This window comes from Geodermatophilus sp. SYSU D00766 (assembly GCF_054049915.1).
This window is the reverse complement of the sequence record NZ_JBJGYI010000012.1, coordinates 93350-119036: the sequence shown is the minus strand read 5'-3', so window position 1 is coordinate 119036 and position 25687 is coordinate 93350. Positions and strand designations below refer to the sequence as shown.

At 74.9% G+C, this 25687-nt stretch carries 19 protein-coding genes; 11 read left to right on the top strand and 8 right to left on the bottom strand.

What is annotated here, in order from left to right:
- Positions 1–145: 145 nt before the first annotated feature.
- Genes ACI8AD_RS11900 through ACI8AD_RS11890 form a run of 3 tightly spaced genes read right to left on the bottom strand, consistent with a single transcriptional unit; the run spans position 146 to position 3931 of the window.
- A complete protein-coding gene (locus ACI8AD_RS11900; RefSeq protein ID WP_456870732.1) occupies positions 146–1219 on the bottom strand; it encodes a DNA polymerase domain-containing protein in 1074 nt (357 codons plus the stop codon).
- A gap of 23 nt (positions 1220–1242) precedes the next feature.
- Positions 1243–2817, bottom strand: a complete 1575-nt coding sequence (locus ACI8AD_RS11895) for an alpha/beta hydrolase (RefSeq protein ID WP_456870731.1) — start codon at positions 2815–2817, stop codon at positions 1243–1245.
- Between the two features lie 43 nt (positions 2818–2860).
- Positions 2861–3931 (bottom strand): ATP-dependent DNA ligase, encoded by a 1071-nt coding sequence (locus ACI8AD_RS11890; protein ID WP_456870730.1) that lies wholly within the window; start codon positions 3929–3931, stop codon positions 2861–2863.
- Positions 3932–4039: 108 nt separating this feature from the next.
- On the opposite strand from ACI8AD_RS11890, the gene ACI8AD_RS11885 reads away from it, so the two are divergent.
- Positions 4040–6601 carry an ATP-binding protein gene (locus ACI8AD_RS11885; protein ID WP_456870729.1) on the top strand — a complete coding sequence of 854 codons (2562 nt, stop codon included), beginning with the start codon at positions 4040–4042 and terminating at the stop codon, positions 6599–6601.
- Positions 6602–6604: 3 nt separating this feature from the next.
- Here ACI8AD_RS11885 and ACI8AD_RS11880 read toward each other — a convergent pair whose 3' ends face one another.
- Entirely contained in the window at positions 6605–6970 is a 366-nt protein-coding gene (locus tag ACI8AD_RS11880; protein WP_456870728.1) for a DsrE family protein, read from the bottom strand.
- Between the two features lie 245 nt (positions 6971–7215).
- Between ACI8AD_RS11880 and ACI8AD_RS11875 the strand changes: the two genes are divergently transcribed.
- The gene (locus ACI8AD_RS11875) at positions 7216–7449 is read left to right on the top strand and encodes a type II toxin-antitoxin system Phd/YefM family antitoxin (protein WP_456870727.1); all 234 of its coding nucleotides are present in this window, start codon (positions 7216–7218) and stop codon (positions 7447–7449) included.
- Positions 7446–7832, top strand: a complete 387-nt coding sequence (locus ACI8AD_RS11870) for a type II toxin-antitoxin system VapC family toxin (protein WP_456870726.1) — start codon at positions 7446–7448, stop codon at positions 7830–7832. Before ACI8AD_RS11875 ends, ACI8AD_RS11870 begins: the two co-directional genes overlap by 4 nt.
- Positions 7833–7841: 9 nt before the next feature.
- Here the strand turns inward: ACI8AD_RS11870 and ACI8AD_RS11865 are convergent, their stop codons facing one another.
- The 4 genes from ACI8AD_RS11865 to glgX all read right to left on the bottom strand — a co-directional run bounded on the left by ACI8AD_RS11865 (position 7842) and on the right by glgX (position 14858).
- A complete protein-coding gene (locus ACI8AD_RS11865) occupies positions 7842–8564 on the bottom strand; it encodes a dihydrofolate reductase family protein (protein ID WP_456870725.1) in 723 nt (240 codons plus the stop codon).
- On the bottom strand, positions 8564–10315 hold the full coding sequence (gene treZ, locus ACI8AD_RS11860) for a malto-oligosyltrehalose trehalohydrolase (protein WP_456870724.1): 1752 nt from the start codon (positions 10313–10315) through the stop codon (positions 8564–8566). The genes ACI8AD_RS11865 and treZ overlap by 1 nt, the downstream gene beginning before the upstream one ends.
- Before the next feature lie 101 nt (positions 10316–10416).
- On the bottom strand, positions 10417–12747 hold the full coding sequence (gene treY, locus ACI8AD_RS11855) for a malto-oligosyltrehalose synthase (protein WP_456870723.1): 2331 nt from the start codon (positions 12745–12747) through the stop codon (positions 10417–10419).
- Positions 12744–14858, bottom strand: coding sequence for a glycogen debranching protein GlgX (gene glgX, locus ACI8AD_RS11850; RefSeq protein ID WP_456870722.1), 2115 nt, complete (start codon positions 14856–14858; stop codon positions 12744–12746). Before glgX ends, treY begins: the two co-directional genes overlap by 4 nt.
- Positions 14859–15328: 470 nt before the next feature.
- Between glgX and uvrB the strand changes: the two genes are divergently transcribed.
- The 8 genes from uvrB to ACI8AD_RS11810 all read left to right on the top strand — a co-directional run bounded on the left by uvrB (position 15329) and on the right by ACI8AD_RS11810 (position 25669).
- Positions 15329–17440 carry an excinuclease ABC subunit UvrB gene (gene uvrB, locus ACI8AD_RS11845; protein ID WP_456870721.1) on the top strand — a complete coding sequence of 704 codons (2112 nt, stop codon included), beginning with the start codon at positions 15329–15331 and terminating at the stop codon, positions 17438–17440.
- A 248-nt stretch (positions 17441–17688) separates the two neighbouring features.
- Positions 17689–18786 carry a TerC family protein gene (locus tag ACI8AD_RS11840; RefSeq protein WP_456870720.1) on the top strand — a complete coding sequence of 366 codons (1098 nt, stop codon included), beginning with the start codon at positions 17689–17691 and terminating at the stop codon, positions 18784–18786.
- Positions 18787–19020: 234 nt separating this feature from the next.
- Positions 19021–19617: a TerD family protein gene (locus ACI8AD_RS11835; RefSeq protein WP_456870719.1), complete on the top strand. Its 597-nt coding sequence runs from the start codon at positions 19021–19023 to the stop codon at positions 19615–19617.
- 198 nt (positions 19618–19815) lie between these two features.
- Positions 19816–21180, top strand: a complete 1365-nt coding sequence (locus tag ACI8AD_RS11830; RefSeq protein ID WP_456870718.1) for a VWA domain-containing protein — start codon at positions 19816–19818, stop codon at positions 21178–21180.
- A gap of 79 nt (positions 21181–21259) precedes the next feature.
- Entirely contained in the window at positions 21260–22462 is a 1203-nt protein-coding gene (locus ACI8AD_RS11825) for an HpcH/HpaI aldolase/citrate lyase family protein (protein WP_456870717.1), read from the top strand.
- Entirely contained in the window at positions 22459–23742 is a 1284-nt protein-coding gene (locus ACI8AD_RS11820; RefSeq protein ID WP_456870716.1) for a phosphoribosyltransferase domain-containing protein, read from the top strand. Before ACI8AD_RS11825 ends, ACI8AD_RS11820 begins: the two co-directional genes overlap by 4 nt.
- Positions 23739–24866 (top strand): cysteine protease StiP family protein, encoded by a 1128-nt coding sequence (locus ACI8AD_RS11815; RefSeq protein WP_456870715.1) that lies wholly within the window; start codon positions 23739–23741, stop codon positions 24864–24866. Before ACI8AD_RS11820 ends, ACI8AD_RS11815 begins: the two co-directional genes overlap by 4 nt.
- Positions 24863–25669: a hypothetical protein gene (locus ACI8AD_RS11810; protein WP_456870714.1), complete on the top strand. Its 807-nt coding sequence runs from the start codon at positions 24863–24865 to the stop codon at positions 25667–25669. The genes ACI8AD_RS11815 and ACI8AD_RS11810 overlap by 4 nt, the downstream gene beginning before the upstream one ends.
- Positions 25670–25687: the final 18 nt, after the last annotated feature.

Below are 25687 nucleotides of genomic sequence, written 5' to 3'. Positions count from 1 at the left end.
GACCTCCGGTGTCGTGGCAGTGGTCGCCTTCAGCAGCTCCACTCCACGCCCGGAGGTCCTCCCTCACAAGATCCGTCAACTAGATCCCGTGGTCACACGCTCCCGACCAACGTTTCCGGTCAGTACAGCTAGACCAGCCGGGGTCTCATGATGGCGCATCTTCGCTGGTGAGACGCCTGGCGCGGCTGGGCTGGACCCGCATCGGTTCGCCCGGCATCTTCGGGTAGTCCGGCGGATAGGGCAGGTCGCCGAGGCCCTGGTCGGAGGCCTGGCGCTCGGCCAGCTCCAGCAGCGGCTCGATGCCGTAGGCGTGTCCGGCCAGGCCGGCGTGCTTGTCGCCGACGGCGCGGAACCGCTCGGGCATCGTCAGCACGGTGAAGTCGGTGGGGTGGACGTCGGGGAGCTCGTCCCAGTCCAGCGGGGCGCTCACCGGTGCGTGCGGTTTGGGCCGGATGGAGTAGGCCGAGGCGATCGTGCGGTCCCGGGCCATCTGGTTGTAGTCGATGAAGATCTTCTCGCCGCGCTCCTCCTTCCACCACGACATCGTCACGCGGTCGGGCAGGCGCCGTTCCAGCTCGCGGCCGAAGGCGATGACCGCCCGGCGCACGTCGGTGAACGTCCAGCGCGGCTGGATGGGCACGTACACGTGCACCCCCCGCCCGCCGGAGGTCTTCGGCCAGCCCTCCATGCCGAGCTCGTGCAGCAGCTCGCGCACGTGCGGGGCCACCCACACCGCGTCGGCGAAGTCGGTGCCCGGCTGCGGGTCGAGGTCGATGCGGATCTGGTTCGGCGACTCGACGTCGGTCTTGTCCACCGGCCACGGGTGGAAGGTGAGCGTCCCGAGGTTGGCGCACCAGGCGACGACGGCGACCGAGTCCGGCGCGATCTCGTCGGCGGTCCGCCCGCTGGGGAAGGTGATGTGCGCGGTCGGCACCCACTCGGGCGCGTTCTTGGGCACCCGCTTCTGGTAGAAGGCGTCGCCGGTGTTGTCCACCCGGGTCGAGAGCCGGGCGCCCTCGAACACCCCGCCGGGCCAGCGCTCGAGCGTCGTCGGCCGGTCCCGCAGCGCGAACAGGATCCCCTCGCCGACGGCGACGAAGTACTCGACGACGTCGATCTTGCGGATGCCGCGCTCGGCGAAGTACGGCTTCTCCGGGTTGGAGACGCGCACCTCGTGCCCGTCGACGGTCAGGACCACCGCGTCTCTACTGCTGGCCACCCGTCAGCTCCTCGGGTCGGGGGTCAGGCCGGGCACGTGAGCCCGTCCTGCGGTGCGGTGAGGTCGACGAGGTAGGCGTTCACCGCGTCGGTGACGCACGGCGTCTTGGGGTAGGCGGTGTGGCCCTGGCCCTGCCAGGTGAGCAGCACGCCGGCGGTGAGGTCCTCGGCCATGTCCTCCGCACCCGGCAGCGGCGTCACGGGGTCGCCGCTGTTGCCGACGACGAGGATCGGCGCGCTGCCCTCGGCGTCGCGCTCGGGCAGGGGCGTGCGCGGGGCCTCCCACGCCGAGCAGGTGTAGAGGCCCGAGGCCGCACCGGCGCCGAAGAGCGGGTAGCGGGTGGCCCAGTCCTGCGCGAGCGCCAGCACCTGCTCCCGCGAGTACGTCTCGTCCTCGGGGGTGTCGGCGCAGTTGATGGCGATGCTGGCGTCGGTCTGGTTGGTGTAGGCGCCGTCGGAGAGCCGGCCGGTGTAGCGGTCGGCCAGGGAGAACAGCCCCGCGGCGTCGCCGTTGTTCCGTGCGGTGGCCAGCGACTGCGACAGCTGCGGCCACGAGCCGGGGTCGTACATCGCCGCCAGCACCGCCGTCAGGACCACCCCGGGCGTCGCCGTGCGGTCCCCGCCCGCGGAGCTGGGGATCGGCGCGCCGGCGGCCTGGGCGAGCAGGTCCTCGAGGAAGCGGCGCGGGTCGGGGCCGAGCGGGCAGCCGGAGACCAGGCCGGTGCAGTTGGCCGCGAACGCGTCGAAGGAGGCCTCCAGCCCGGCGGCCTGCGACTCGACCCGGGTCTGCGCGTCGGCGTCGGGGTCGACGGCGGCGTCGAGCACCAGCGCCCGCACGTTCTCCGGGTACAGCTCGGCGTAGGTGCTGCCCAGCGTCGTGCCGTAGGAGTAGCCGAGGTAGCTCAGCTGCTCGTCGCCGAGGGACTGCCGCACCAGGTCCATGTCCCGGGCGGTGTCGACGGTGTTGAAGGTGCCCAGCGCGTCGCCGTACTCGTCGACGCAGGCCTCGGCGACCTCGTCGGTGAGCGCCAGGACCTCGTCCATCTGCTCCTGCGTGGTCGGGCGCGGCTCGGCGGCGGTGAGCCGGTCCTTCAGCTCGGCCGGGATGCACTCCACCGGCGTGGACAGCCCGACCCCGCGCGGGTCGACGCCGACGAGGTCGAAGCGGCGCAGCACGTCCTCGGGCATCGACAGCGCCAGGCTCAGCGCCGCGTCGGCCCCCGAGCCGCCGGGACCGCCGGGGTTGACCAGCAGGGACCCGATCCGGTCGGTCTGCCCGGCGAGCCGGGCGCGGACGAGGAACAGCGGCAGCGTGGCGCCGTCGGCCTCGTCGTGGTCGATGGGGACCTCGGTGCGGCCGCACTCGAAGAGCAGGTCGCGCTCGCTGCCGGGGGTACCGGCGATCAGCTGGGAGATCTGCGCGTCGCAGTCGGTCCAGGTGATCGGCGCGGCCTCGGCCTCCGTCGTCGACCCCGCCGACGACGACGCGGCGGCCGACGACGACGGGGCCTCGCCGGCCGACTCCGAGAACGAGCTGCAGCCGGTGACCGCCAGGAGCAGTCCGGTCGAGGCGGCGAGCAGGCCGCGGCGCAGACGCATGATCACCACCGTAGGAGGCCGGTGCCACCCGCGCAGACGGCGGTCATCCGGCGAAGACCTCCGCGAGGTCGTAGCGGACCGGCACCTCGAGCTGGTCGTAGGTGCAGCTCTCCGGGGTGCGGTCGGGCCGCCAGCGCAGGAACTGGCCGGTGTGCCGCAGCCGCCGGCCCTCCAGCTGGTCGTACTTGACCTCCACGACCAGCTCGGGCCGCAGCGGCACCCAGGACAGGTCCTTCTTCGCGTTCCACCGGCTCTGCGCCCCGGGCATCCGGTGCTCGCCGTTCTCCTGCAGCTCGGCGTTCGCCCAGTCCTGCCAGGGGTGCCCGTCGAGCGCGTCGGCGCGGTAGGGCGCCAGCTCCTCGACCAGCTCCGCCCGCCGCGCCATGGGGAAGGAGGCGGCCACGCCGACGTGCTGCAGACCGCCGTCGTCGTAGAGGCCCAGCAGCAGCGACCCCACCACCGCCCCGCTCTTGTGCCAGCGGAAGCCGGCGACCACGCAGTCGGCGGTGCGCACGTGCTTGACCTTGGTCATGAGCCGCTGGTCGGGGCCGTAGGGCAGGTCGGGGGCCTTGGCGACGACGCCGTCGAGCCCGGCGCCCTCGAACTCCTCGAACCAGCGCTGCGCGGTGGCGGCGTCCTGGGTCACCGCCGTCACGTGCACCCGCTCGTGGGTGCCGGTCAGCAGCTGCCGCAGCCGTGTCCGGCGCTCGGTGAACGGCGTCTCCATGAGCGACTCGTCGCCGACGGCGAGCAGGTCGAAGGCGACGAAGTGCGCCGGCGTCTGCTCGGCGAGCAGGTCCACCCGCGACTTCGCCGGGTGGATGCGCTGCAGCAGCGACTCGAAGTGCAGCCGGTCGCCCTGCGGCACGACGATCTCGCCGTCGACGACGCAGCGCTCGGGCAGCGCCTCCTTCACCGCGGCCACCACCTCGGGGAAGTAGCGGGTGAGCGGGCGCTCGTTGCGGCTGCCGAGCTCCACCTCGTCGCCGTCGCGGAAGACGATGCAGCGGAACCCGTCCCACTTGGGCTCGTAGAACAGCCCCTCGGCGGTGGGCAGCGTCGTCGTGGCCTTGGCCAGCATCGGCCTCACCGGCGGGAGAACGGGCAGGTCCATGCCGGCCAGTCAAGCAGCGGGGGCCGACGGCGCACACGCCGCCGTCGATCGAACGGGTGGCGCGCCGCGGGCTCCCGCGACCGGCCGCGGGTCACTAGCGTCCCCGGCGTGCGCCTGCTCGAGCGGGAGGAGCCGCTCGCCCTGCTCGCCACCGCCGCCCGCGCGGCGGCGGCCGGCCGGGGCGGCGTCGTCCTGGTGACCGGCGAGCCCGGCATCGGCAAGACCGCGCTCGTGGGCGGCCTGGCCGGCCGGCTGGCCGGGGTGCGCGTGCTCACCGGCCAGTGCGACGACCTGACCACCCCGCGGCCCTTCGGCGCGCTGCGCGACGTCGCCCGGGCCGTCGGCGGCCCGCTGGCCGAGGTGCTCGCCGACGGGTCCGCACCCGCCGCGGTGCACGACGGGCTGCTCGCCGAGCTGGCCGGGCCGGCGCCGACGGTGCTGGTGCTCGAGGACGTGCACTGGGCCGACGACGCCACGGTCGACGCCGTCCGCACGCTCGGCCGCCGGGTGCCCGCGCTGCCCGCCGTCCTGGTGCTGACCTACCGCGACGGCGAGCTCGACGGCGCCGCGCCGCTGCGCCGGGCGCTGGCCGCCCTGCCGCCGCGGGCGGTGACCCGGGTGCCGCTGGCGCCGCTGTCGCGGGCCGCGGTGGCCGAGCTCGTCGGTCCCGGCGCCGACCGCGTGCACGCGCTGACCGGCGGCAACCCGTTCCTGGTCACCGAGCTGGCCGCCGAGGGCACCGACGGGCTGCCGCCGTCGGTGCGCGACGCGGTCGCCGGCCGGGTGGCCGCGCTGGCGCCCGGCGCCCGGGCCCTGGTCGAGCTCGTCTCGGTGGTCCCCGCCCGCACCGGCACCGACGTGCTCGACGCGGCCCTGCCCGGGTGGGAGGCGGCGGCCGCCGAGCCCGAGCGGACGGGGCTGCTGCGCGTCGAGCCCGGCTCGGTCGCCTTCCGGCACGAGCTGGCGCGCACCGCCGTCGCCGGGACGCTGACCGCCGCCGACCGCCGGCGGCTGCACGCCACCGTGCTCGCCGCGCTGCAGCGGCTCGGCGCGGACCCGGCCGACCTGGTGCACCACGCCGAGGCCGCGGGCGAGGCGGCGGCGCTGGCCGCCGCCGCGCTCCCGGCCGCCCGCGGCGCGGCGGCCGCGGGGGCCAACCGGGAGGCCCTCGCCCACTACCGGCGGGCGCTGCCACTGGCCGGCTCGCTGCCGGGCGCCGAGCGCGCCGCCCTGTACGAGGAACTGGCGGTGGTCGCCTACCTCAACGGGCGGATCCCGGAGGCGCTGACGGCCGTCGACGCGGCGGCCGCGGCGCACCGGGCCACCGGGGACCACCGGGGGCTGGGCCGCTGCGCGCGGGTGCGGTCGCGGCTGCTCTGGTACGCGGGGGACGGCGCGGCCGCCGAGCGGGAGGCCCGGGCCGCGGTCGCGCTGCTCGAGCCGCTGGGCGAGTCCGCCGAGCTCGCCCGCGCGTGCAGCGTGATCGGTCAGCTGGCGATGCTGGCCGGCCGGTCGGAGGAGGCGCTGACGTGGTCGGCGCGCGCGGCGGACATGGCGCTGCGGGCCGGCGACCGGGCCACCCACGCGCACGCGCTGGTCAACACCGGCAAGGTCCGGGCCACCCGCGACCCCGACGACACCGCGACCATCGAGCAGGCGTTCGCGGCCGCCGACGGCGCCGGCGACCCGCACGAGGCGGTGCGCGCGCTGGTCTGCCGGGCGTGGTCGGAGCTGCTGTGGGTGCGGCCCGGGCCGGCGCGGCGGACGGCGGAGCGGGCCCTGGCCTACGCCGCCGAGCACGAGGTCGACGCGCTGCGCGAGTACACCGAGGTCACCCTCGCCTGGCTGCGGGCGCGGGAGGGGGACTGGGCCGGCGCCGAGCGCGTCGCCCGGGCGCAGCTCGAGCGCGGCGTGACGGTCAACCAGATCCTGGCCAAGACCGTGCTCGCCGAGGTCGCCGTCCGCCGGGGGGACGACGACGCGGCCGCCCGCCTGGCCGACGTTGCCGCGCAGTCGTGGGCCACCGCCGAGATGCAGCGGATCGAGCCGGTGCTCGAGCTGCAGGTGGAGCACGCGCTGCTGCACGGGACCCCCATGCCGGTGGACCGGGTGCGGCAGGTCGACGCGCTCGCGCGGGCCACCGACTGGGCGGGGTGGGGCGGCGTCCGGATGGCCGCGTGGGCCGCGGTGGCCGGCTGCCCGGTGGAGTCCCGCGTGCGTGCCGCGCCGCCGCACCGGGCCGTGCTCGACGGCGACTGGCGGGCGGCGGCCGACGCGTTCGGCGCCGTCGGCTGGTCCTACGACCGGGCGCTGTGCCTGTCCGCGCTCGACGACCCCGCCGCGCTGGCCGAGGCCCTGGAGACCGCCCGCGCGCTCGGCGCGGCACCGCTGGCCGCACGGGTGACCCGGCGGCTCCGGGCGCTGGGGCTGCCCGTGCGGCACGGCCGCCGGGGGACCACCCGCGCGCACCCCGCCGGGCTGACCGCCCGGCAGGAGGAGGTCCTGCGGCTGCTCGCCGAGGGGCTCACCAACGCCGAGATCGCCACGCGCCTGGTCGTGTCCCCGCGGACGGCCGAGCACCACGTGACCGCGGTGCTCGGCCGGCTGGGGGTCCGCGGGCGGCGGGAGGCGATCCGGCGGGCGGGGGAGCTCGGGCTGCTCAACGGCTGAGCGTCAGTAGCTGAACGTGGTCGCGCCCTCGTCGCCGATCCAGTTCCACAGCGGGATGGTCCCGGCGAGCTCGGCGTTCTTGATCAGCTGCCCGGCGTCGAGCTGCTTGGCCTCGACGCAGATCGGGCAGACGAACCAGCGCCCGCCGGCGGCGGCGAAGCGCTCCATCAGCGAGGGCAGCGGCGGACAGCCGGCGCAGGCGGTGCCGACCGCGGTGCCCTCGAGCGCCAGCCGCACCGCCTCCTTGGCGGCGAACACGACCGTCTCCCGGCCGGTCTCGGCGGCGCCCACGGCCACCAGCATCGCGACGGTGACCTTCTCCGGGTCCTCGAGACCGGTGGCGAGACTGACGACGGCCTTGGTGCTCATGTGTCCTCCTGGCGGTGTCGGCCCGCTCCCTCGGCGGGCTCGGCCACGACGCTAGGGACGCGCTGACCTGCGGACATGGGGCGCCGACCCCCATGTGAGCGCCGCGGACCCCCACGCGAGACCCGCGGCGACGACGGCGGCCCGAGCGTGTGCGCCGGCGCCGCGAACGGGCCCCCGGACCGCGGCGCGGGCGCACACGCCGGCGACGACCGCGACGAGATGACCAGCTCAGTAGACTAGCCGGCATGACGGTGTCGGTCGGCGTGCACGAGGCGAAGACGCACCTGTCCCGGCTGCTCGAGCGGGTCGCGGCCGGTGAGGAGGTCGAGATCACCAACCGCGGGCGCGTGGTCGCCCGCCTGGTGGCCCCGGCGCGCCGGACTCCCAACTTCGGCTTCGACCGGGGCAACGTGTGGATCGCCGACGACTTCGACGAGCTGCCGGAGGACCTGCAGCGGGCCTTCGAGGGGAACGAGTGAGGGTCCTGCTCGACACCCACGTCCTCGTCTGGGCCGCCACGACCCCTGAGCGTCTCGGTGCCGCCACGGATCTGGTCGCCGGGGCCGAGCGCCGGCTGATCTCGGCAGTCTGCGTCTGGGAGCTGGCGATCAAGCAGGGCCTCGGCAAGCTGACCCTCGGGTCCGACGTCCGCACCTGGACGCGCCGGGTGGCCGCGGAGCTGGCGCTGGACCACCTGCCGGTCACCGCCGAGCACGCCGCCGCCGTCGAGCACCTCCCCGACCTGCACCGCGACCCCTTCGACCGGCTGCTGGTCGCCCAGGCCGTCGCCGAGGGTGCGGTGCTGCTGACCGCGGACACCCGCCTGGCCGGGTACGGGGGCGCCGTCCGCCTGGTCGGCTGAGCGGGCCGGCTACCGGTCGAGCGCGTAGCGGGTGAACAGGACGCCGTCCTCCTCGAGCACCTGCACCAGCCGGGGGCGGACGACGTCGCGCAGCGCCCGGTCGAGCAGCCGGGCCGGCCCGCCGACGAGGGCGGGGGAGACGGTGAGGTCGAGCTCGTCGACGACGCCCGCGTCCAGCGCCGCCGACAGCAGCGACGGTCCGCCCTCGCACACCAGCTGCTCGAGCCCGCGGTCGGCGAGCCGGTCCAGCGCCAGGGGCAGGTCGACGTCGTCGTCGCCGCAGACGAGCACGTCCACGCCGGTGCCGGCCAGGGCGGCGCGGCGGCCGGGGTCGGCGGCCGCGCAGGTCACCAGCACCGTGGAGGGGACGGCCAGCCGGTCGCCCGGCGCGAGCGACGCCCGCCGGGAGACGACGACGACCGGTGCGGTCTCCGGCCGGCCGAGCCCGGCGCGCAGCCGCCCCACCGCGGAGTCGGCGGCCACCGGCCGGTAGCCCTCGGCCGCGGCGGTGCCGTGCCCGACCAGCACGGCGTCGGCGAGCGCCCGCAGCACCCGGAACACCCGCCGGTCACCCGGGGACCCCAACCCCGCGCTGCGCCCGTCGACGGAGATCGCGCCGTCGAGGGAGACGACGAAGTCCACCCGCACCGACCGCCCCGGCGGCAGCCGGTAGGCCTCGGCGAGCGCGGCGTCGTCGTCGACCGGGTCGGCCCCGGGGAAGAGCCGGCGCATCAGGTCGTGAGCACGGCCGCGCTCTCGGCCGGCAGCCGCACCGTGTCGCCGCCCAGCGACGGCTCCTCGGCGGTGGCGAACAGCACGCCGGTGACGGGCCGGTCGAGGTCGACCTCCCGCGGCTCGCCCGACAGGTTGGCCACCACCCGCAGCCGGCCGCGGTGCACCACCAGCAGCCGGTCCTCGTCGTCCCAGCCGACCTCCACCGCCGTGAGGTCGGGGTCGACCAGCTCCGGCTGCGCCCGCCGCAGTGCCAGCAGTGCCCGGGTGGTCGCCAGCAGCGTGGCGTGCGGCTCCCGCTCGACCTCCGACCAGTCCAGCTTCGAGCGGGTGAAGGTCTCGGGGTCCTGCGGGTCGGGCACCTCGTCGGCGTCCCAGCCGTGCTCGGCGAACTCGCCCTTGCGCCCCTCGGCGGTCGCCCGCCCGATGTCCGGGTCGGTGTGGCTGGTGAAGAACTGCCACGGCGTCGCGGCGCCCCACTCCTCGCCCATGAACAGCATCGGGGTGAACGGGCTGGTGAGGACCAGGGTCGCGCCGACGGCGAGCAGGCCGGGGGACAGCGACGCCGACACCCGGTCGCCGATGGCGCGGTTGCCGATCTGGTCGTGGTCCTGCAGGTAGCCCAGGAACTTCCAGCCGGGCAGCCGGGCGGCGTCCACAGGCCGGCCGTGGGACCGGCGGCGGAAGCTCGACCACGTGCCGTCGTGGAAGTACGCGCCGGTCAGCGTCTTGGCCAGCCCGGCGAGGCCGGCCTCGGCGAAGTCGGCGTAGTAGCCCTGGCCCTCCCCGGTGAGCACCGCGTGCAGCGCGTGGTGGAAGTCGTCGCTCCACTGCGCGTGGATGCCGGTGCCGTTGGCCGCGCGCGGGGTGACCAGGCGGGGGTCGTTGAGGTCGCTCTCGGCGATCAGCGTGAGCGGCCGGCCGAGTGCCACCGACAGCCGGTCGACCTCCTGGGCCATCTCCTCGAGCACGTGCGTGGCCCGCTCGTCGACCAGCGCGTGGACGGCGTCGAGCCGCAGCCCGTCGACGTGCATGTCGCGCAGCCACATCAGCGCGTTGTCCAGGACGTAGCGGCGCACCTCGTCGGAGTCCGGCCCGGACAGGTTGATCGAGGAGCCCCAGGGGTTGGGGCCGCCCTCGCTGAAGACCGGCATGAACAGCGGCAGGTAGTTGCCCGACGGGCCGAGGTGGTTGTAGACGACGTCCTGGATCACGCCGAGGCCGCGCCGGTGGCAGGCGTCGACGAAGCGCTGGTAGGCCGCCGGCCCGCCGTAGCTCTCCTGCACCGTGTACCAGAGGACGCCGTCGTAGCCCCAGTTGTGGGTGCCGTCGAAGCCGTTGACCGGCAGCAGCTCGACGAAGTCGACGCCGAGGTCGACCAGGTGGTCCAGGCGCTCGACCGCCGCGTCGAGGGTGCCCTCCGGCGTGAACGTGCCGACGTGCATCTCGTAGACGACGCCGCCGGCCAGCGGGCGCCCGGTCCAGGCGCCGTCGCCCCACGGGTACGCCGCGGGGTCGAAGCGGCGGGACGGGCCGTGGACGCCGTCGGGCTGCCGGCGCGAGCGCGGGTCCGGGTACACCTTCTCGTCGTCGTCGCCGAGCAGGTAGCCGTAGTCGGCCTCCGGCGCGGCCTCGACCTCGGCGCGCCACCAGCCGCCGGCGTCGCGCCGCATGTCGTGCACGGCGCCGTCGACCTGCAGGCGCACCCGCTCCGGTACGGGCGCCCAGACGGCGAACTCGGCGGCGGGCATGCAGGGACCTCCTGGGGTGCTGGGGTGGGACCGGTGCTCAGTGCCCGGGCGGGCGCGGGCCAACCGTGGCCCCGGCGCGCCGCGCCGGGACCACGGCCGGCTCAGGCGCGGACGAGCAGCGCGACGGGCAGCCGGTCGAGCAGGCCGGCCAGCGGGACGCCGTCGGCGTCGGACACCACCCGGGCGCCGGTGAGGACGTCGCGCCAGGCCCCGGTGGGCAGGGCCACCGTGGTGTCCCCCCACCCGGTGGTGGCCAGCGCCACGGGCAGCCGGGTCGCGACCGTCACGGCGCCGCCCCGGTCGAACGCGACGACGTGCGGCGCGGCGCTGCCGCGGGCGGGCACCGGCGTGTAGCCGCCGAACAGCTCCGGGGAGTCCCGCCGCAGCCGCAGCGCCCGCGAGGTGACCAGCAGCTTGGCCGCGCCCGTGTCGTCGACCCCGGGCACCCAGCCGTCGTCGAGGCGGGCCAGCAGCCGCCGCCGCTCGTCGTAGTCGACCGGGCGGCGGTTGTCCGGGTCGACCAGCGAGCGGTCCTCCAGCTCGGTGCCCTGGTAGACGTCGGGAACGCCGGGCATCGTCAGCTGCACGAGCTTCTGCGCCAGCGCGTTGGACCGCCCGGCCGGCCCGATCCGGGCCACGAACGCCTCGATCTCGGCGGTGGTCGCCGGGTCGTCGTAGGCGGCGTCGACCATCGCGTGCAGCTGCGCCTCGAAGGCCTCGTCGACGTCGGTCCACGTCGTCGACAGCCCGGCCTCGCGGGCGGCCTTCTCGGCGTAGGCGTGCGCCCGCTCGCGCGACAGCGGCCACGCGCCGACCAGGTTCTGCCACACCAGGTGCGCCAGCGGCCGGTCGGGCAGCGGGTGCCGCGACAGCCAGCCGCGCACCAGGTCGGCCCACTCGGTGGGCACCTCGGCGAGGACGGCCAGCCGGGCGCGGGTGTCCTCGCTGCGCTTGGTGTCGTGGGTGGTCAGCGTGGTCATCGACCGCGGCTTGACCGCCAGCCGCCGCGCCTGCGCCTCGTGGAACTCCTCGACGGTGACGCCGAAGCGGGCGGGGTCGCCGCCGACCTCGTTGAGCACCACGAACCGGGCCCACCGGTAGTAGGCGCTGTCCTCCACGCCCTTGGCCATGACCGGGCCGCTGGTCTGCTCGAAGCGGGTGGCCGCCTCGGTGCCGGCCCGCGCCAGCACCGGGTGCAGCGCGTCGACCGCCGCCACCAGGTCGGGACGGCGGTCCCGGACGGCGGCCACCGCGGCGTCGAGGTGCTCGCGGCCGTCGGGCAGGTAGGTGCGGTAGACGGAGAAGGTGGCCAGCAGCTCGGCCAGCGCCTCCCGCTCGGTCGCCTCGTCGACGCCGGGCAGCTCGCCGATCACCCGCACCAGGCGGGCCACCTCCGAGCCGAGGCTGCCGTCGGTCACCTCGCGCTTGCAGTCGTGCACCAGCCGCGCGTAGTCGACCGGCCGGCCCGACAGCTCGGTGTCCAGCGCGGTCAGCGCCGCCTCGCCGGCCGTGTCGACCAGGACGTCGTCGACCTCGGCCAGCGCGTCGTAGCCGGTGGTGCCGTCGGTCCGCCAGCTCTCCGGCAGGTCCTCGCCGGGCTCGAGGATCTTCTCCACGACCGTCCACCGCCCGCCGGAGGCCTCGGCCAGCCGGTCGAGGTACCCCTTCGGGTCGGCGAGGCCGTCGGGGTGGTCGATCCGCAGCCCGTCGACGGCGCCCTGCTCGACCAGCCGCAGCACCAGCTCGTGGGTGGCGCGGAAGACCTCCGGGTCCTCCACCCGCAGCCCGGCGAGGGTGTTGATCGCGAAGAACCGCCGGTAGTTGAGGTCGGTGTCCGCCCGCCGCCAGTCGACCAGCTCGTAGTGCTGCCGGTCGTGCACCTCCTGCGGGCTGCCGCCCTCCGTCCCCGGCGCGATCGGGAAGCGGTTGTCGTAGTAGCGGAGCTCGCCGCCGACGACCTCGAGCTTCTCGACGTCGTCGGCCGACCCCAGCACCGGGATCCGGATGCGCCCGCCGCCGAAGTCCCAGTCGACGTCGAACGCCGACGCGTGGGCGCTCTCGCGGCCGTGCCGCAGCACGTCCCACCACCACGGGGCCTCGGCCGGGTCGGCCACGCCCATGTGGTTGGGCACCAGGTCGAGGACCAGGCCCAGCCCGTGCTCGTGCAGCGCGGCGACGAACCGGTCGAGGCCGGCCTGCCCGCCGCGCACCTCGTCGACGTGCGCGTGGTCGACGGTGTCGTAGCCGTGCGTGCTGCCCGCCGCCGCGCGAAGCAGCGGCGAGGAGTAGGCGTGGCTGACCCCGAGGTCGGCGAGGTAGCCGGCCACCGCCGCGGCGTCGTCGAGGGTGGAGTCGGCGGTCACCTGCAGCCGGTAGGTCGCCGTCGGGACGTCCCGGCGCCGGTCGGCGCCGAGCGGCTCGCCCGCGGTCACGACCGGCGGGGGGCGCTGAGCACGACCATCGAGCGGTCCTGCACGGTGATCGTCTCGCCCGGCTTGAGCTCGCGCGGCTCGACCTCGCCCACCTCGGCGGTGTCGAGGCGGACCGTCCACAGCCCGGCGTACTCCTCGGCCGGCACGGTGAACTCGATCGGCTCGTGCGAGCCGTTGAACGCCAGGTAGAAGTGGTCGTCGACGACGTCCTCACCGCGCTCGTCGGTGGACCGGATGCCGTGCCCGTTGAGGTACATCGCGATCGACTTCGCGAAGCCGGCGTCCCAGTCGTCCTCGGTCATGAGGTCACCGGCCGGCGTGAGCCAGGCGATGTCCTGCACCGGGGCGCCGGCCTGGCGGCGCACCGGCCGGCCGTGGAAGAAGCGGCGACGGCGGAAGGTCGGGTGCTCAGCGCGGAGCCGGGTGACCAGCTTGGTGAACTCCAGCAGCCCCTCGTCGACCTCGTCCCAGTGGATCCAGGTCAGCGGGGAGTCCTGGCAGTAGCCGTTGTTGTTGCCGCGTTGGGTGCGGCCGAGCTCGTCGCCGTGCAGCAGCATCGGCACGCCCTGGCTGAGCATCAGCGTGGCCAGGAAGTTGCGCCGCTGCCGGGCGCGCAGGGTGAGCACCTTCTTGTCGACGGTGTCGCCCTCGACCCCGCAGTTCCAGCTGCGGTTGTGGCTCTCGCCGTCGTTGTTGCCCTCGCCGTTGGCCTCGTTGTGCTTCTCGTTGTAGGAGACCAGGTCGGTGAGGGTGAACCCGTCGTGCGCGGTGACGAAGTTGATGCTCGCCATCGGCCGGCGGCCGGAGTGCTGGTAGAGGTCGGAGGACCCGGTGATCCGGCTGGCGAACTCGCCGACCGTGGCGTCCTCGCCGCGCCAGAAGTCGCGGACGGTGTCGCGGTACTTGCCGTTCCACTCCGTCCAGAGCGCGGGGAAGTTGCCCACCTGGTAACCGCCCTCGCCGACGTCCCACGGCTCGGCGATCAGCTTCACCTGGCTGACCACCGGGTCCTGGTGCACCAGGTCGAAGAACGCCGAGAGCCGGTCGACGTCGTGCAGCTCGCGGGCCAGCGCCGAGGCCAGGTCGAAGCGGAACCCGTCGACGTGCATCTCGGTGACCCAGTACCGCAGCGAGTCCATGATCAGCTGCAGCGCCTGGGGGGTGCGGGCGTTGAGCGTGTTCCCGGTGCCGGTGTAGTCCATGTAGTACTGCGGGTCGTCCTCGACCAGCCGGTAGTACGCGCGGTTGTCGATGCCCTTGAACGACAGCGTGGGGCCCAGGTGGTTGCCCTCGGCGGTGTGGTTGTAGACCACGTCGAGGATCACCTCGATGCCCGCCTCGTGCAGGGTGCGGACCATCCCCTTGAACTCCTGCACCTGCATGCCGTTGTCGGTGTTGCTGGCGTACTCGTTGTGCGGCGCGAAGAAGCCGATCGTGTTGTAGCCCCAGTAGTTGCGCAGGCCCTTCTGCAGCAGCGTGTCGTCCTGGACGAACTGGTGCACCGGCATGAGCTCGATGGCGGTGACGCCGAGGCCCTGCAGGTGGGAGACGACGGCGGGGTGCGCGATGCCGGCGTAGGTGCCGCGCAGCTCCTCGGGCACGTCGGGGTGCGTCATCGTCAGGCCCTTGACGTGGGCCTCGTAGATGACGGTCTTGTGGTAGGGCGTCCTCGGGGGGCGGTCGACACCCCAGTCGAAGTAGGGGTTGACGACGACGGACTTCGGCATGTGCGCCGCGGAGTCCTCGTCGTTGCGCTCGCCGCTGTCGAAGTCGTAGCCGAACACCGACGGGTCCCACTCGATCTGGCCGTCGATGGCCTTGGCGTAGGGGTCCAGCAGCAGCTTGGTGGGGTTGCAGCGCTGTCCCTGCTGCGGGTCGTACGGGCCGTGGATGCGGTAGCCGTAGCGCTGCCCGGGCTGGATGCCGGGCAGGAAGGCGTGCCAGACGTAGCCGTCCATCTCGGGCAGCCGGATGCGGGTCTCGGTGCCGTCGTCGTCGAAGAGGCACAGCTCGACCTTCTCGGCGACCTCGCTGAAGATCGCGAAGTTGGTGCCCGTGCCGTCGAACGTGGCTCCGAGGGGATAGGCCGTGCCGGGCCACACCTGGTTCATGGACGTGTTTCCTCCTGCGTGGGCGCCCCCGCGGGGGTCACGGGGCGCGACGGCCCCCCGCCGCGGCCGTCGGCAGGGGGTCTGGGCACACGGTGCCCGCGGGTCCCTTGCCCGATCCGGACGGGTCCACACCTGACGCGGCGCACGTCACGCCCCGGCCGCTGCCGTCCGGGGACGACGACGCCCCCCGGGCCGGGGCCGCGGGGGGCGTCGTGCGCAGGTCCGGCGGTGCCGTCGGAGGCCCTGGCCGGGGGAGCGCTGCCCGGGTCCGACCTCGCCCGGTGTCCGGGTGGCACTGGTCCCTGGCGGGGCGCGCTCCTGCGGGGCGTCACGCTAGCGGGCCCGCCGCACCGGCACGAGCACCGAGGCCGCTCCCGGTCAACCCGGCACGTCCCGTCCGTCCCGCCCGTCGCGGCGGGCCGCCCGGATCACACCGGTTTCTGTCGCCGGTCGGTCGTACCGTCGTCCTCGTGCGCGCGACCACCGACATCCGGCCCACCCAGGGGCGCTTCCGCGTCGTCAGCGAGTTCCAGCCCTCGGGTGACCAGCCCGCCGCGATCGAGGCCCTCGCCCGGCGGGTGGAGGCCGGCGAGACGGACTCCGTGCTCCTCGGCGCCACCGGTACCGGCAAGTCGGCCACCACGGCCTGGCTCGTCGAGCAGGTGCAGCGCCCCACCCTGGTGATGGCGCCGAACAAGACCCTCGCCGCGCAGCTGGCCAACGAGTTCCGCGAGCTGCTGCCGGACAACGCCGTCGAGTACTTCGTCTCCTACTACGACTACTACCAGCCCGAGGCCTACGTCCCGCAGACCGACACCTACATCGAGAAGGACTCCTCGGTCAACGACGAGGTCGAGCGGCTGCGGCACTCGGCCACCCAGGCGCTGCTCACCCGGCGCGACGTCGTCGTCGTCGCCACGGTCTCCTGCATCTACGGCCTGGGCACCCCGCAGGAGTACGTCGACCGGGCGCTGCGGATCTCGGTGGGGGAGGAGCGCGAGCGCGACGAGCTGCTGCGCACGCTGGTCGAGGAGCAGTACACCCGCAACGACCTGTCCTTCACCCGCGGCACGTTCCGGGTGCGCGGCGACACGATCGAGGTCTTCCCGGTCTACGAGGAGCTCGCCGTCCGGATCGAGATGTTCGGCGACGAGGTCGAGCGGCTCTACTACCTGCACCCGCTCACCGGCGAGGTGGTCCGCGAGGTCGAGGAGCTGTTCGTCTTCCCGGCCACCCACTACGTCGCCGGTCCCCAGCGCATGGAGCGCGCCATCGCCTCCATCGAGGCCGAGCTCGAGCAGCGGCTGGCCGAGCTCGAGCGGCAGGGCAAGCTGCTGGAGGCCCAGCGGCTGCGCATGCGCACCACCTACGACATCGAGATGATGCGCCAGGTCGGCTTCTGCTCCGGCATCGAGAACTACTCGCGGCACATCGACGGCCGCGCGCCGGGCAGCGCCGGCGCGTGTCTCATCGACTACTTCCCCGACGACTTCCTGCTCGTCATCGACGAGTCGCACGTCACCGTCCCGCAGATCGGCGGCATGTACGAGGGCGACATGAGCCGCAAGCGGACGCTGGTCGAGCACGGCTTCCGGCTGCCCTCGGCGATGGACAACCGCCCGCTGAAGTGGGAGGAGTTCACCGACCGGATCGGCCAGACGGTGTACCTGTCGGCGACGCCGGGGCCCTACGAGCTGGGCCGGGTGCAGGGCGACGTCGTCGAGCAGGTCATCCGGCCGACCGGGCTGGTCGACCCGGAGGTCGTGGTCAAGCCCACCAAGGGCCAGATCGACGACCTGGTGCACGAGATCCGGGTGCGCACCGAGAAGGACGAGCGGGTCCTGGTCACCACGCTGACCAAGAAGATGGCCGAGGACCTCACCGACTACCTGCTCGAGCTCGGCATCAAGGTGCGCTACCTGCACTCCGAGGTCGACACCCTGCGCCGGGTGGAGCTGCTGCGCGAGCTGCGGCAGGGCGAGTACGACGTCCTGGTCGGCATCAACCTGCTGCGCGAGGGCCTCGACCTGCCCGAGGTGTCGCTGGTGGCCATCCTCGACGCCGACAAGGAGGGCTTCCTGCGCTCGGGCACCTCGCTGATCCAGACGATCGGCCGCGCGGCCCGCAACGTGTCGGGGCAGGTGCACATGTACGCCGACACCGTGACGCCGTCGATGGCCCTGGCGATCGAGGAGACCAACCGGCGCCGCGAGAAGCAGATCGCCTACAACCAGGAGCGCGGCATCGACCCGCAGCCCCTCCGGAAGAAGATCGTCGACATCCTCGACGGCATCTACCGCGAGGCCGAGGACGGCGGCGCGGAACTGGTCGGGGGCTCGGGCCGGCAGCAGTCCCGCGGCAAGGCGCCGGTGCCCGGCCTGTCGTCGAAGACCAAGGGCAAGGCCGGGGCGATCGACGTCGCGGGCCTGCCCCGGGCCGAGCTGGCCGACCTGATCACCCAGATGAACGAGCAGATGCTGGCCGCCGCCCGCGAGCTGCAGTTCGAGGTGGCCGCCCGGTTGCGCGACGAGCTGGCCGAGCTGAAGAAGGAGCTGCGCCAGCTCGACGCCGCCCACGCCTGAGCCGGCCCGAGCGGACGCGACCGTCCGCTCGGGCCGGGAACCCGGCACGGGGCACCGGCCGTTGGCAGTTGCGGACCCTCCCGTGCGGCGCTCCCGCGCGGGCCGGGTCCCGCGTGGAGGGGAGTATCCCGACGCGGTGGTGTCGTCAGCACGGGCAGCAACGCCCCGGCGCCATCGGCCGGCCGGTAACGGTCGGCGGGAGAGACCTCCGGTGCTGACAGCTGCCAGTGGACCGGAGGTACCGCCTGATGGACGTCCCACTCTGGGTGTGGGGGATCACCGTCGCCGCGATCGTGTCGATGATCGCGTTCGACTTCGTCGGCCACGTGCGCACACCGCACGCCCCGACGCTGCGCGAGTCGGCGACCTGGTCGGCGATCTACGTCGCGCTGGCCGTCGTCTTCGGGATCCTGGTGTGGGTCTTCGCCGGCGGGACGTTCGGCGGTGAGTACTTCGCCGGCTACATCACCGAGAAGAGCCTCTCGGTGGACAACCTGTTCGTCTTCGTCCTGATCATGGCCAGCTTCGCGGTGCCGCGGGAGCTGCAGCAGAAGGTGCTGCTGTTCGGCATCGCCTTCGCCCTGGTGCTGCGGACGGTGTTCATCTTCCTCGGCGCGGCGGCCATCGAGAACTTCAGCTGGGTCTTCTACCTGTTCGGCGCGTTCCTGATCTACACCGCCGTCGCGCAGGCCCGGGCCAGCGGCCACGACGACGACGAGTTCAAGGAGAACGCGTTCCTGCGGCTCACCCGCAAGATCGTGCCGACGACGCAGGAGTACCACTCCGACCGGCTGACCACGAAGATCGACGGCCGGCGGTACATCACCCCGCTGGCCATCGCGCTGGTCGCCATCGGCAGCGCCGACATCCTCTTCGCCGTCGACTCGATCCCGGCCATCTTCGGCCTGACCACGGAGACCTACCTGGTCTTCGCCGCCAACGCCTTCAGCCTGCTGGGCCTGCGCCAGCTCTTCTTCCTCATCGACGGCCTGCTCGACCGGCTGGTCTTCCTGCACTACGGCCTGGCGGTCATCCTCGGCTTCATCGGGATCAAGCTGCTCATCCACGCGCTGCACGAGAACGAGCTGCCGTTCATCAACGGCGGCGAGCACGTCACCGCGATCCCCGAGGTGCCCACCTGGCTGTCGCTCACGGTCATCGTGGTGACCCTGTTCATCACCACGGTCGCGAGCCTCGCCCGCAGCCGCCGCGACGCCCGGGAGGCCGCCGCGCAGGGCACCGTCGGCCGGGGCGCGGCCGCGGTGGCCGGCGAGACCGGCGTCCCGACCGCCGAGCGCCAGGGCGAGGAGCAGCCGCGCCCCGCGCGGCCGGCGCCACCGGCCTGACCGGGCCGGGCAGGGGCCGCGCGGGCGGGAACCCGTCCGCGTCACGGCACCTGTTGCTCCCGGTGACCGTGCGGCAGTATCCGGAACACGTCCGCTCCGCTGGGTGCCCGACCGGCACCCGGCGCAGCGGGACCGGGGGACAGCGCCGGGCGCCCGCGCCTGCGCACCCGCCGGTGACGCCGGCTCGTCCGGCGTGCTCGCCAGCGGCGACCGCCGCTGCGCGACCCGACAGACATGGGAGTCCAACAGATGGGTGTCAGCCTCTCCAAGGGCGGGAACGTCTCGCTGACCAAGGAGGCGCCGGGCCTGACCGCGGTCAACGTGGGCCTCGGCTGGGACGTCAACACGTTCTCCGGGGGCGACTTCGACCTCGACGCGTCGGCGATCATGCTCGACGCCGGCGGCAGGGTCACCCCCGACGACTCGGGCTTCGTCTTCTTCAACAACCTCCGCAGCCCCGACGGCTCGGTCGTCCACGTCGGTGACAACCTCACCGGCCAGGGCGAGGGCGACGACGAGGTCATCCAGGTGAACCTCGCGGGCGTGCCGCCGACGGTCGACAAGATCGTCTTCCCGGTGTCGATCTACGACGCGGACAACCGCAAGCAGAACTTCGGCGCGGTGCGCAACGCGTTCATCCGCATCGTCAACCAGGCCAACAGCCAGGAGATCGCCCGCTACGACCTCACCGAGGACGCCTCGGTCGAGACCGCGATGGTCTTCGGTGAGCTCTACCGCAACGGCGCCGACTGGAAGTTCCGCGCCGTCGGCCAGGGCTACGCCTCGGGCCTGCGCGGCATCGCCCAGGACTTCGGCGTCAACGTCGGCTGACCCCCACCGGGCCCGGACGGCACCCGTCCGGGCCCGGTGCCGCCCCGCGCGCCGATCCCTCCCGTTCCGGGCCCACCCGACGTACTGTCCGCGCGCTCCCGCACCCGCCCGAGACCGGAGGTCCGATCCCGCCATGCCCGTCGACGTGCCCGCTGCCCACCCGCGCACCGCCCGCTCCTCCGGCTGAGCGGCAGCAGCGTGGTCCACGTCCTCACCCGCGGCGGCAACGTCGGCCTGGCCCAGGCCGGCCTGAGCGGGCCCGTCGTCGTCACCCTCACCTGGAACCCGGCGCCCGGCGTCGACGCCGACCTCTCGGCGTTCCTCACCACCGGTGCCGGCCGGGTCCGCAGCGACGACGACTTCGTCTTCTACAACCAGCCGTCCGGCGCCGGCGGCGCGGTGCGCCACCTCGGCAAGTCCACCCGCGGCGGCGGGACCGTCGACCAGGTCCGCATCGACCCCGCCGCGCTGCCCGCCGACGTGGAGAAGGTCGTCATCGGCGCCTCCCTCGACGGCGCGGGCACCTTCGGCGCGCTCACCGGCCTCGCCGTCGAGGTGGCCCCCGACGGCGGTGCCCCGGCCGCCGTGCGCTGCGAGCTGGCCGCCGGGCCGGAGACCGCCCTGGTCTTCGCCGAGGTCTACCGCCGCGGCGGCGAGTGGAAGGTGCGCGCCGTCGGGCAGGGCTACACCGGCGGCCTGGCGGCCATGGCCACCGACGTCGGCGTCAGCGTCGACGACGAGCCCGCCGCCGCGGCACCGCCGGCCTCCGCCGCCCCCGCCCCGTCCGCGGCGCCCCCGGTCAGCACGGAGAAGCGCCGGCTGGTCGACCTGGAGAAGAAGCTGTCGACGCAGGCGCCGCAGCTGCTCAGCCTGGTCAAGACCGCCGGCGTCAGCCTGGAGAAGCGCGGTCTGGGCGAGCACACCGCCCGCGTCGCGCTGGTTCTCGACATCTCCGGCTCGATGGCCGCGCTGTACCGTGCCGGCGCCGTGCAGCGGCTGGCCGAGCGGGTGCTCGCGCTGGGGCTGCGCTTCGACGACGACGGCGTCGTCGACGTGTTCCTCTTCGGCAAGGACGTGCACCGGCCCGAGCCGGGACTGCGGCTGGAGGGCCACCAGCAGTACATCGCCGAGCTCACCCACCGGTACCCGCTGGAGTACGACACCCGCTACGGCGCCGCGATGGCCGCCGTCCGGCAGGCCTACTTCGGCGACAGCCGCGAGCGCGCCGAGCCGCAGCCGGCGCAGGTGCCCGTCTACGTCATGTTCCTGACCGACGGGGCGCCGAGTGACAAGGCGGTGGCCACCCGGCAGATCCGCGCGGCGTCCTACGAGCCGGTGTTCTGGCAGTTCATGGGCATCGGCCCGGAGCGGCAGTTCTCCTACCTGCAGCGGCTCGACGACCTCGAGGGCCGGTTCACGGACAACGCCGACTTCTTCGCCGTCGACCAGGACGACCTGATGGGCCGCCGGCCGATCGGCGACGACGCGCTGTTCGACCGGCTGATGACCGAGTACCCCGGCTGGCTGCAGCGGGCGCGGGCCCAGGGCCTGCTGCGTCCCTGACCTCGCACCCGCCCGAGACCATCCCGGCCGCCCGGCCGCCGCCAGCCCACATCCAGCAGAGGGTGAGAGGGATCGACCCGTGCGCCACTTCGCCTACCTGACCGACGACGAGCGGGAGCGGCTCTTCGCCGTCCCGCCGGGGGAGATCGGCCCGGCCACGCCGCGCGCCATGCTCGCCCTCGCCCTCGGCGCGACGCTCTACAGCCCCGGCACCCGGCCGTCGCTGGACGCCGACGCCGCCCGGGCCGCCGCCGCCGGCGCCACCAGCACCGTGTGGTGCCTCGAGGACGCCATCCCGCACGCCGCGGTGGGGGAGGCCGAGGCCAACGTCGTCGCCGCGCTGCACCGGATCGACCGCCGGGTCACCGAGGGGGACCCGGCGCCGCTGCCGCTGGTGTTCGTGCGGGTGCGCACGCCCGAGCAGATCCGCTCGATCGCCGTCGGCGCGGGGCCGGCGCTGGCGCGGCTGGCCGGCTTCAGCCTGCCGAAGGCCACCGGCGCGACCCTCGGGCCGATGCTCGAGGCCATCGCCGAGGTGAGCGCGGCCACCGGGCACCCGCTGTACGGCATGCCCATCCTCGAGACGCCCGACCTCGCGTGGCGGGAGACCCGCGCGGAGGCGCTGGCCGCACTCGCCGAGGTCCTCGACGCCCACCGCGAGCAGGTGCTGTGCCTGCGGGTGGGCGGCACCGACCTGTCCGGGCTGTTCGGCCTGCGCCGCGACCGCGACACCACGATCTGGGACGTCGCCGTCGTCCGGGACTGCCTGGCCGACGTGGTCAACCGGTTCACCCGCGGCGGCGAGCACGTGGTCACCGGGGCGGTGTGGGAGCACATCCCCGGCCCCCGGCTGTTCAAGCCGCAGCTGCGCCAGTCGCCGTTCACCGAGCAGCACGAGGGCCGGCTGCGGCAGCGGATGATCGCCGGCGACCTCGACGGCCTGGTGCGCGAGGTCGCCCTCGACAAGGCCAACGGGGTGCTCGGCAAGACCGTCATCCACCCGGCGCACGTCTCGGTGGTCAACGCGCTGCTCACCGTCTCGCGCACCGAGTACGACGACGCCCTGGAGATCCTCACCGCCCGCGGGCAGGGCGGCATCGCGGGATCCGGCAACGGCCGGATGAACGAGATCGGCCCGCACGCGCTGTGGGCGGAGCTGATCAGCCGCCGCGCCGCGGTCTACGGCGTGGTCGCCGACGAGGCGGCGCTGGTCGACCTGCTGTCGGCCGGCGAGCGCCGGGTCGCCGAGGTCTTCGCCGCGAACGAGGTCCGCCGCGCGTGACGGCCACGCTCACCCCGGCGGGTCTCGCCGGCACCGTCTCCGCGCTGCTCGACGTCGGGGTGTCCGACCCCGGCCGCTTCGCCGCGCTGTGCGGCCTGGCGCTGCGGGACAACCCGCGCCGGGCCCACCTCGTCGTCTCCCGCGTCCTCGGCAAGCACGTGCCGGTCGCCCCGGCCGAGGTCCTGGGTGCCGGGCACGCCGTCGGCGACGCCGTGGCCGCCGTCCTGGGCGGGGAGGTGCCCGGCCTGGTCGTCGGCTACTGCGAGACCGCCACCGGGCTCGGGCACGCCGCCGCCGCGCGGCTCGGTGCGGCCGCGCTGTCGACCACGCGGCGGGTGCACCCGGGCGTGCCGGTGGCGGCGGCGTTCGAGGAGGAGCACTCCCACGCCGTCGCCCACGCCCTGCAGCCGGCCGGCCCGGTGACCCTCGGCGCGCCGGGCCCGCTGGTGCTGGTCGACGACGAGCTGACCAGCGGGCGCACCGCGCTCAACACCGTCGCCGAGCTGCACGCCCGCTGGCCGCGCGAGCGCTACGTGATCGGCACGCTGCTCGACGCCCGCCCACCGGCCGCGCGGGCCGCGTTCGCCGAGCGGGCCGCCGCGCTCGGCGTGCGGGTCGACGTCGCCGCCGTCCTCACCACCGCGCTCACCCTCCCCGACGACGTCCTGGCGCGCGCCGCGGCCGCCCGCACCGCGCTGCCCGGCCCGGCGCCGCTGCCGGCCGGCGCGCCCGGCGCGGTGCGGGTGCACGAGGGCCTGTGGCCGGCCGGCGCGCCGACCACCGCCCGCCACGGGCTGACCGCCGCCGGCACCGCCCGGCTGCACGCGGCCGCCGGCGCGGCGGCCGCCGCCCTCGCGCCGGCGCTGGCCGGCAGCCGCGGCGTCCTCGTGCTCGGCACCGAGGAGCTGATGTACGCGCCCACCGTGCTCGCCGCCGCCCTCGCCGGGCGACCGGCGGGCGTCCCCGTCACCACCCAGTCGACCACCCGGAGCCCCGTGCACGCCGCCGACGACCCCGGCTACGCCCTGCGCCGCAGCCTGTCCTTTCCCGCACCCGACGAGCCGTCGCGCACCTCGCGGGTGCACAACCTCGCCGACCCCGCCGCCGTCCCGGCGCACGGCCGCTGGTCGGACCTGCGCGCCGACGACGTCGTGGTCGTCGTCGACGCCCCGCCCGCCGACGCCGCGCCGCTGGCGCAGGCGCTGCGCCCCTTCGCCGCCCGCGCCGTGCACGTCGTCCCGGTCCCGCTGTCCTCGCCGCTGCCGGAGCCGGCCCCGTGACCGCGCTGCAGCCCCCGCCGGCCCCTGCCGTCCCGGGACGGTTCGGCTCCTACCCGGCCGAGGACGTCACCTGGCTGCTCACCGACCTGTCCGGCGTGGCGCTCGAGCGCGGCACCGAGGACCGCGAGGAGGCCATCCAGTCGGGCACCCACTACTCGGAGATGCTGCCGGTCGAGTACCAGCCCGACGACGCCTACCTCGCGCTGTTCACCACCGCGCTCGAGCAGTCCGCCGGCCGGCTCGCCGACGCCGTCGCCCGGGTCGGGGAACTGGTGTGGGACGCCGCGGCCGCGGCCGGGCACCGGCCGGTGCTGGTCTCGCTGGCCCGCGCCGGCACCCCGATCGGGGTGCTGCTGCGCCGCTGGTACCGCGTCTCGCGCGGCGTCGACGTGCCGCACTACACCGTCTCGATCATCCGCGGCCGCGGCATCGACGAGGTGGCGATGGCGCACGTGCTCGCCCGCCACCCGGCCGGCGCGCTGCGCTTCGTCGACGGGTGGACCGGCAAGGGCGCCATCCAGCGGCAGCTGACCGAGGCGGTCGCCGGCTGGGTCGCGGCGCACCCGGAGGACGCCGCCCTCGACGACCGGCTCGCCGTGCTCGCCGACCCCGGCGTCTGCACCGAGCTGTACGGCACCCGCGACGACTTCCTCATCCCGAGCGCCTGCCTCAACAGCACGGTGTCCGGGCTGGTGTCCCGGACGGTGCTGCGCGCGGACCTCATCGGCCCCGGCATGTTCCACGGCGCGAAGTACTACGCCGAGCTCGCCGCCTCCGACGTCTCCGCGCTGTTCGTCGACACCGTCGCCGCCGCCTTCCCGTCCACGGCCCCGGCCGACGACGTCCCCGCCGCGCACCGCCGGCCGACCTGGGCCGGGTGGGCGGCGGTGGAGCGGATCGCCGCCGACCACGGCATCGCCGACGTCAACCTGGTCAAGCCCGGGGTGGGGGAGACCACCCGGGTGCTGCTGCGCCGCGTGCCCTGGCAGGTGCTGGTCCGGCCCGACCGCGCCGCCGACCTGCGGCACGTCGTCGCCCTCGCGCGGGCGCGCGGGGTGCCGCTGGTGGAGGTGCCCGACCTGCCCTACTCCTGCGTCGGGCTGATCCGGCCGGTGACCCGGTGACCGCCGTCCTCGCGGCCACCCTCGCCGCCGTCGACCTCGACCGCACGCTCATCTACTCCGCGTCCGCGGCGGGCGGCACCGACGGGCTGGCCGTGGTCGAGCACCTCGACGGCGCCCCGCTCAGCCACGCGACCCCGGCGTCGTGGGAGCTGCTGGCCGAGCTCGGCCGTCGCGCCCTCGTCGTGCCGGTGACCACCCGCACCGCCGCCCAGTACGAGCGGGTGCGGCTGCCGCTGGTGCCCCGCTACGCGCTGTGCGGCAACGGCGGCGTGCTCCTCGCCGACGGCGTCCGCGACCCCGACTGGGACGCCTGGGCGGCGGCCACCGCGGCGCAGGCGGCGCCGCTGGCGGAGCTGCTCGCCCCGCTGGAGGCGGTGGCCGGCCAGCCGTGGGTGCGCACCGTGCGCTCGGCCGAGGGCCTGTTCGGCTACCTCGTCGCGCACACCCGCGACGGCATCCCGGCGGACTGGCTGGCCGCCACCACCACCGCCGCCCGCGCCGCGGGCGCCACGCTGAGCGTGCAGGGCCGCAAGGTCTACGTCGTCCCCGCCGGGCTGTCGAAGGCCGGCGGCCTGCTGCGGCTGCGTCGGCTGCTGGCGGGGGAGGGGCACGCGCCGCGCCTGCTGTGCGCCGGCGACAGCCTGCTCGACGCGCCGATGCTGCTCGCCGCCGACGCCGCCGTCCGGCCCGCGCACGGCGAGCTGCACGAGCAGGGCTGGACCGGCAGCCGGGTGGCGGTCACCGCGGCCACCGGCGCGGCGGCGGGGGAGGAGATCGTCCGCTGGCTGCTCGAGCGGGCCTGAGACCTCTGGCAGGGTGAC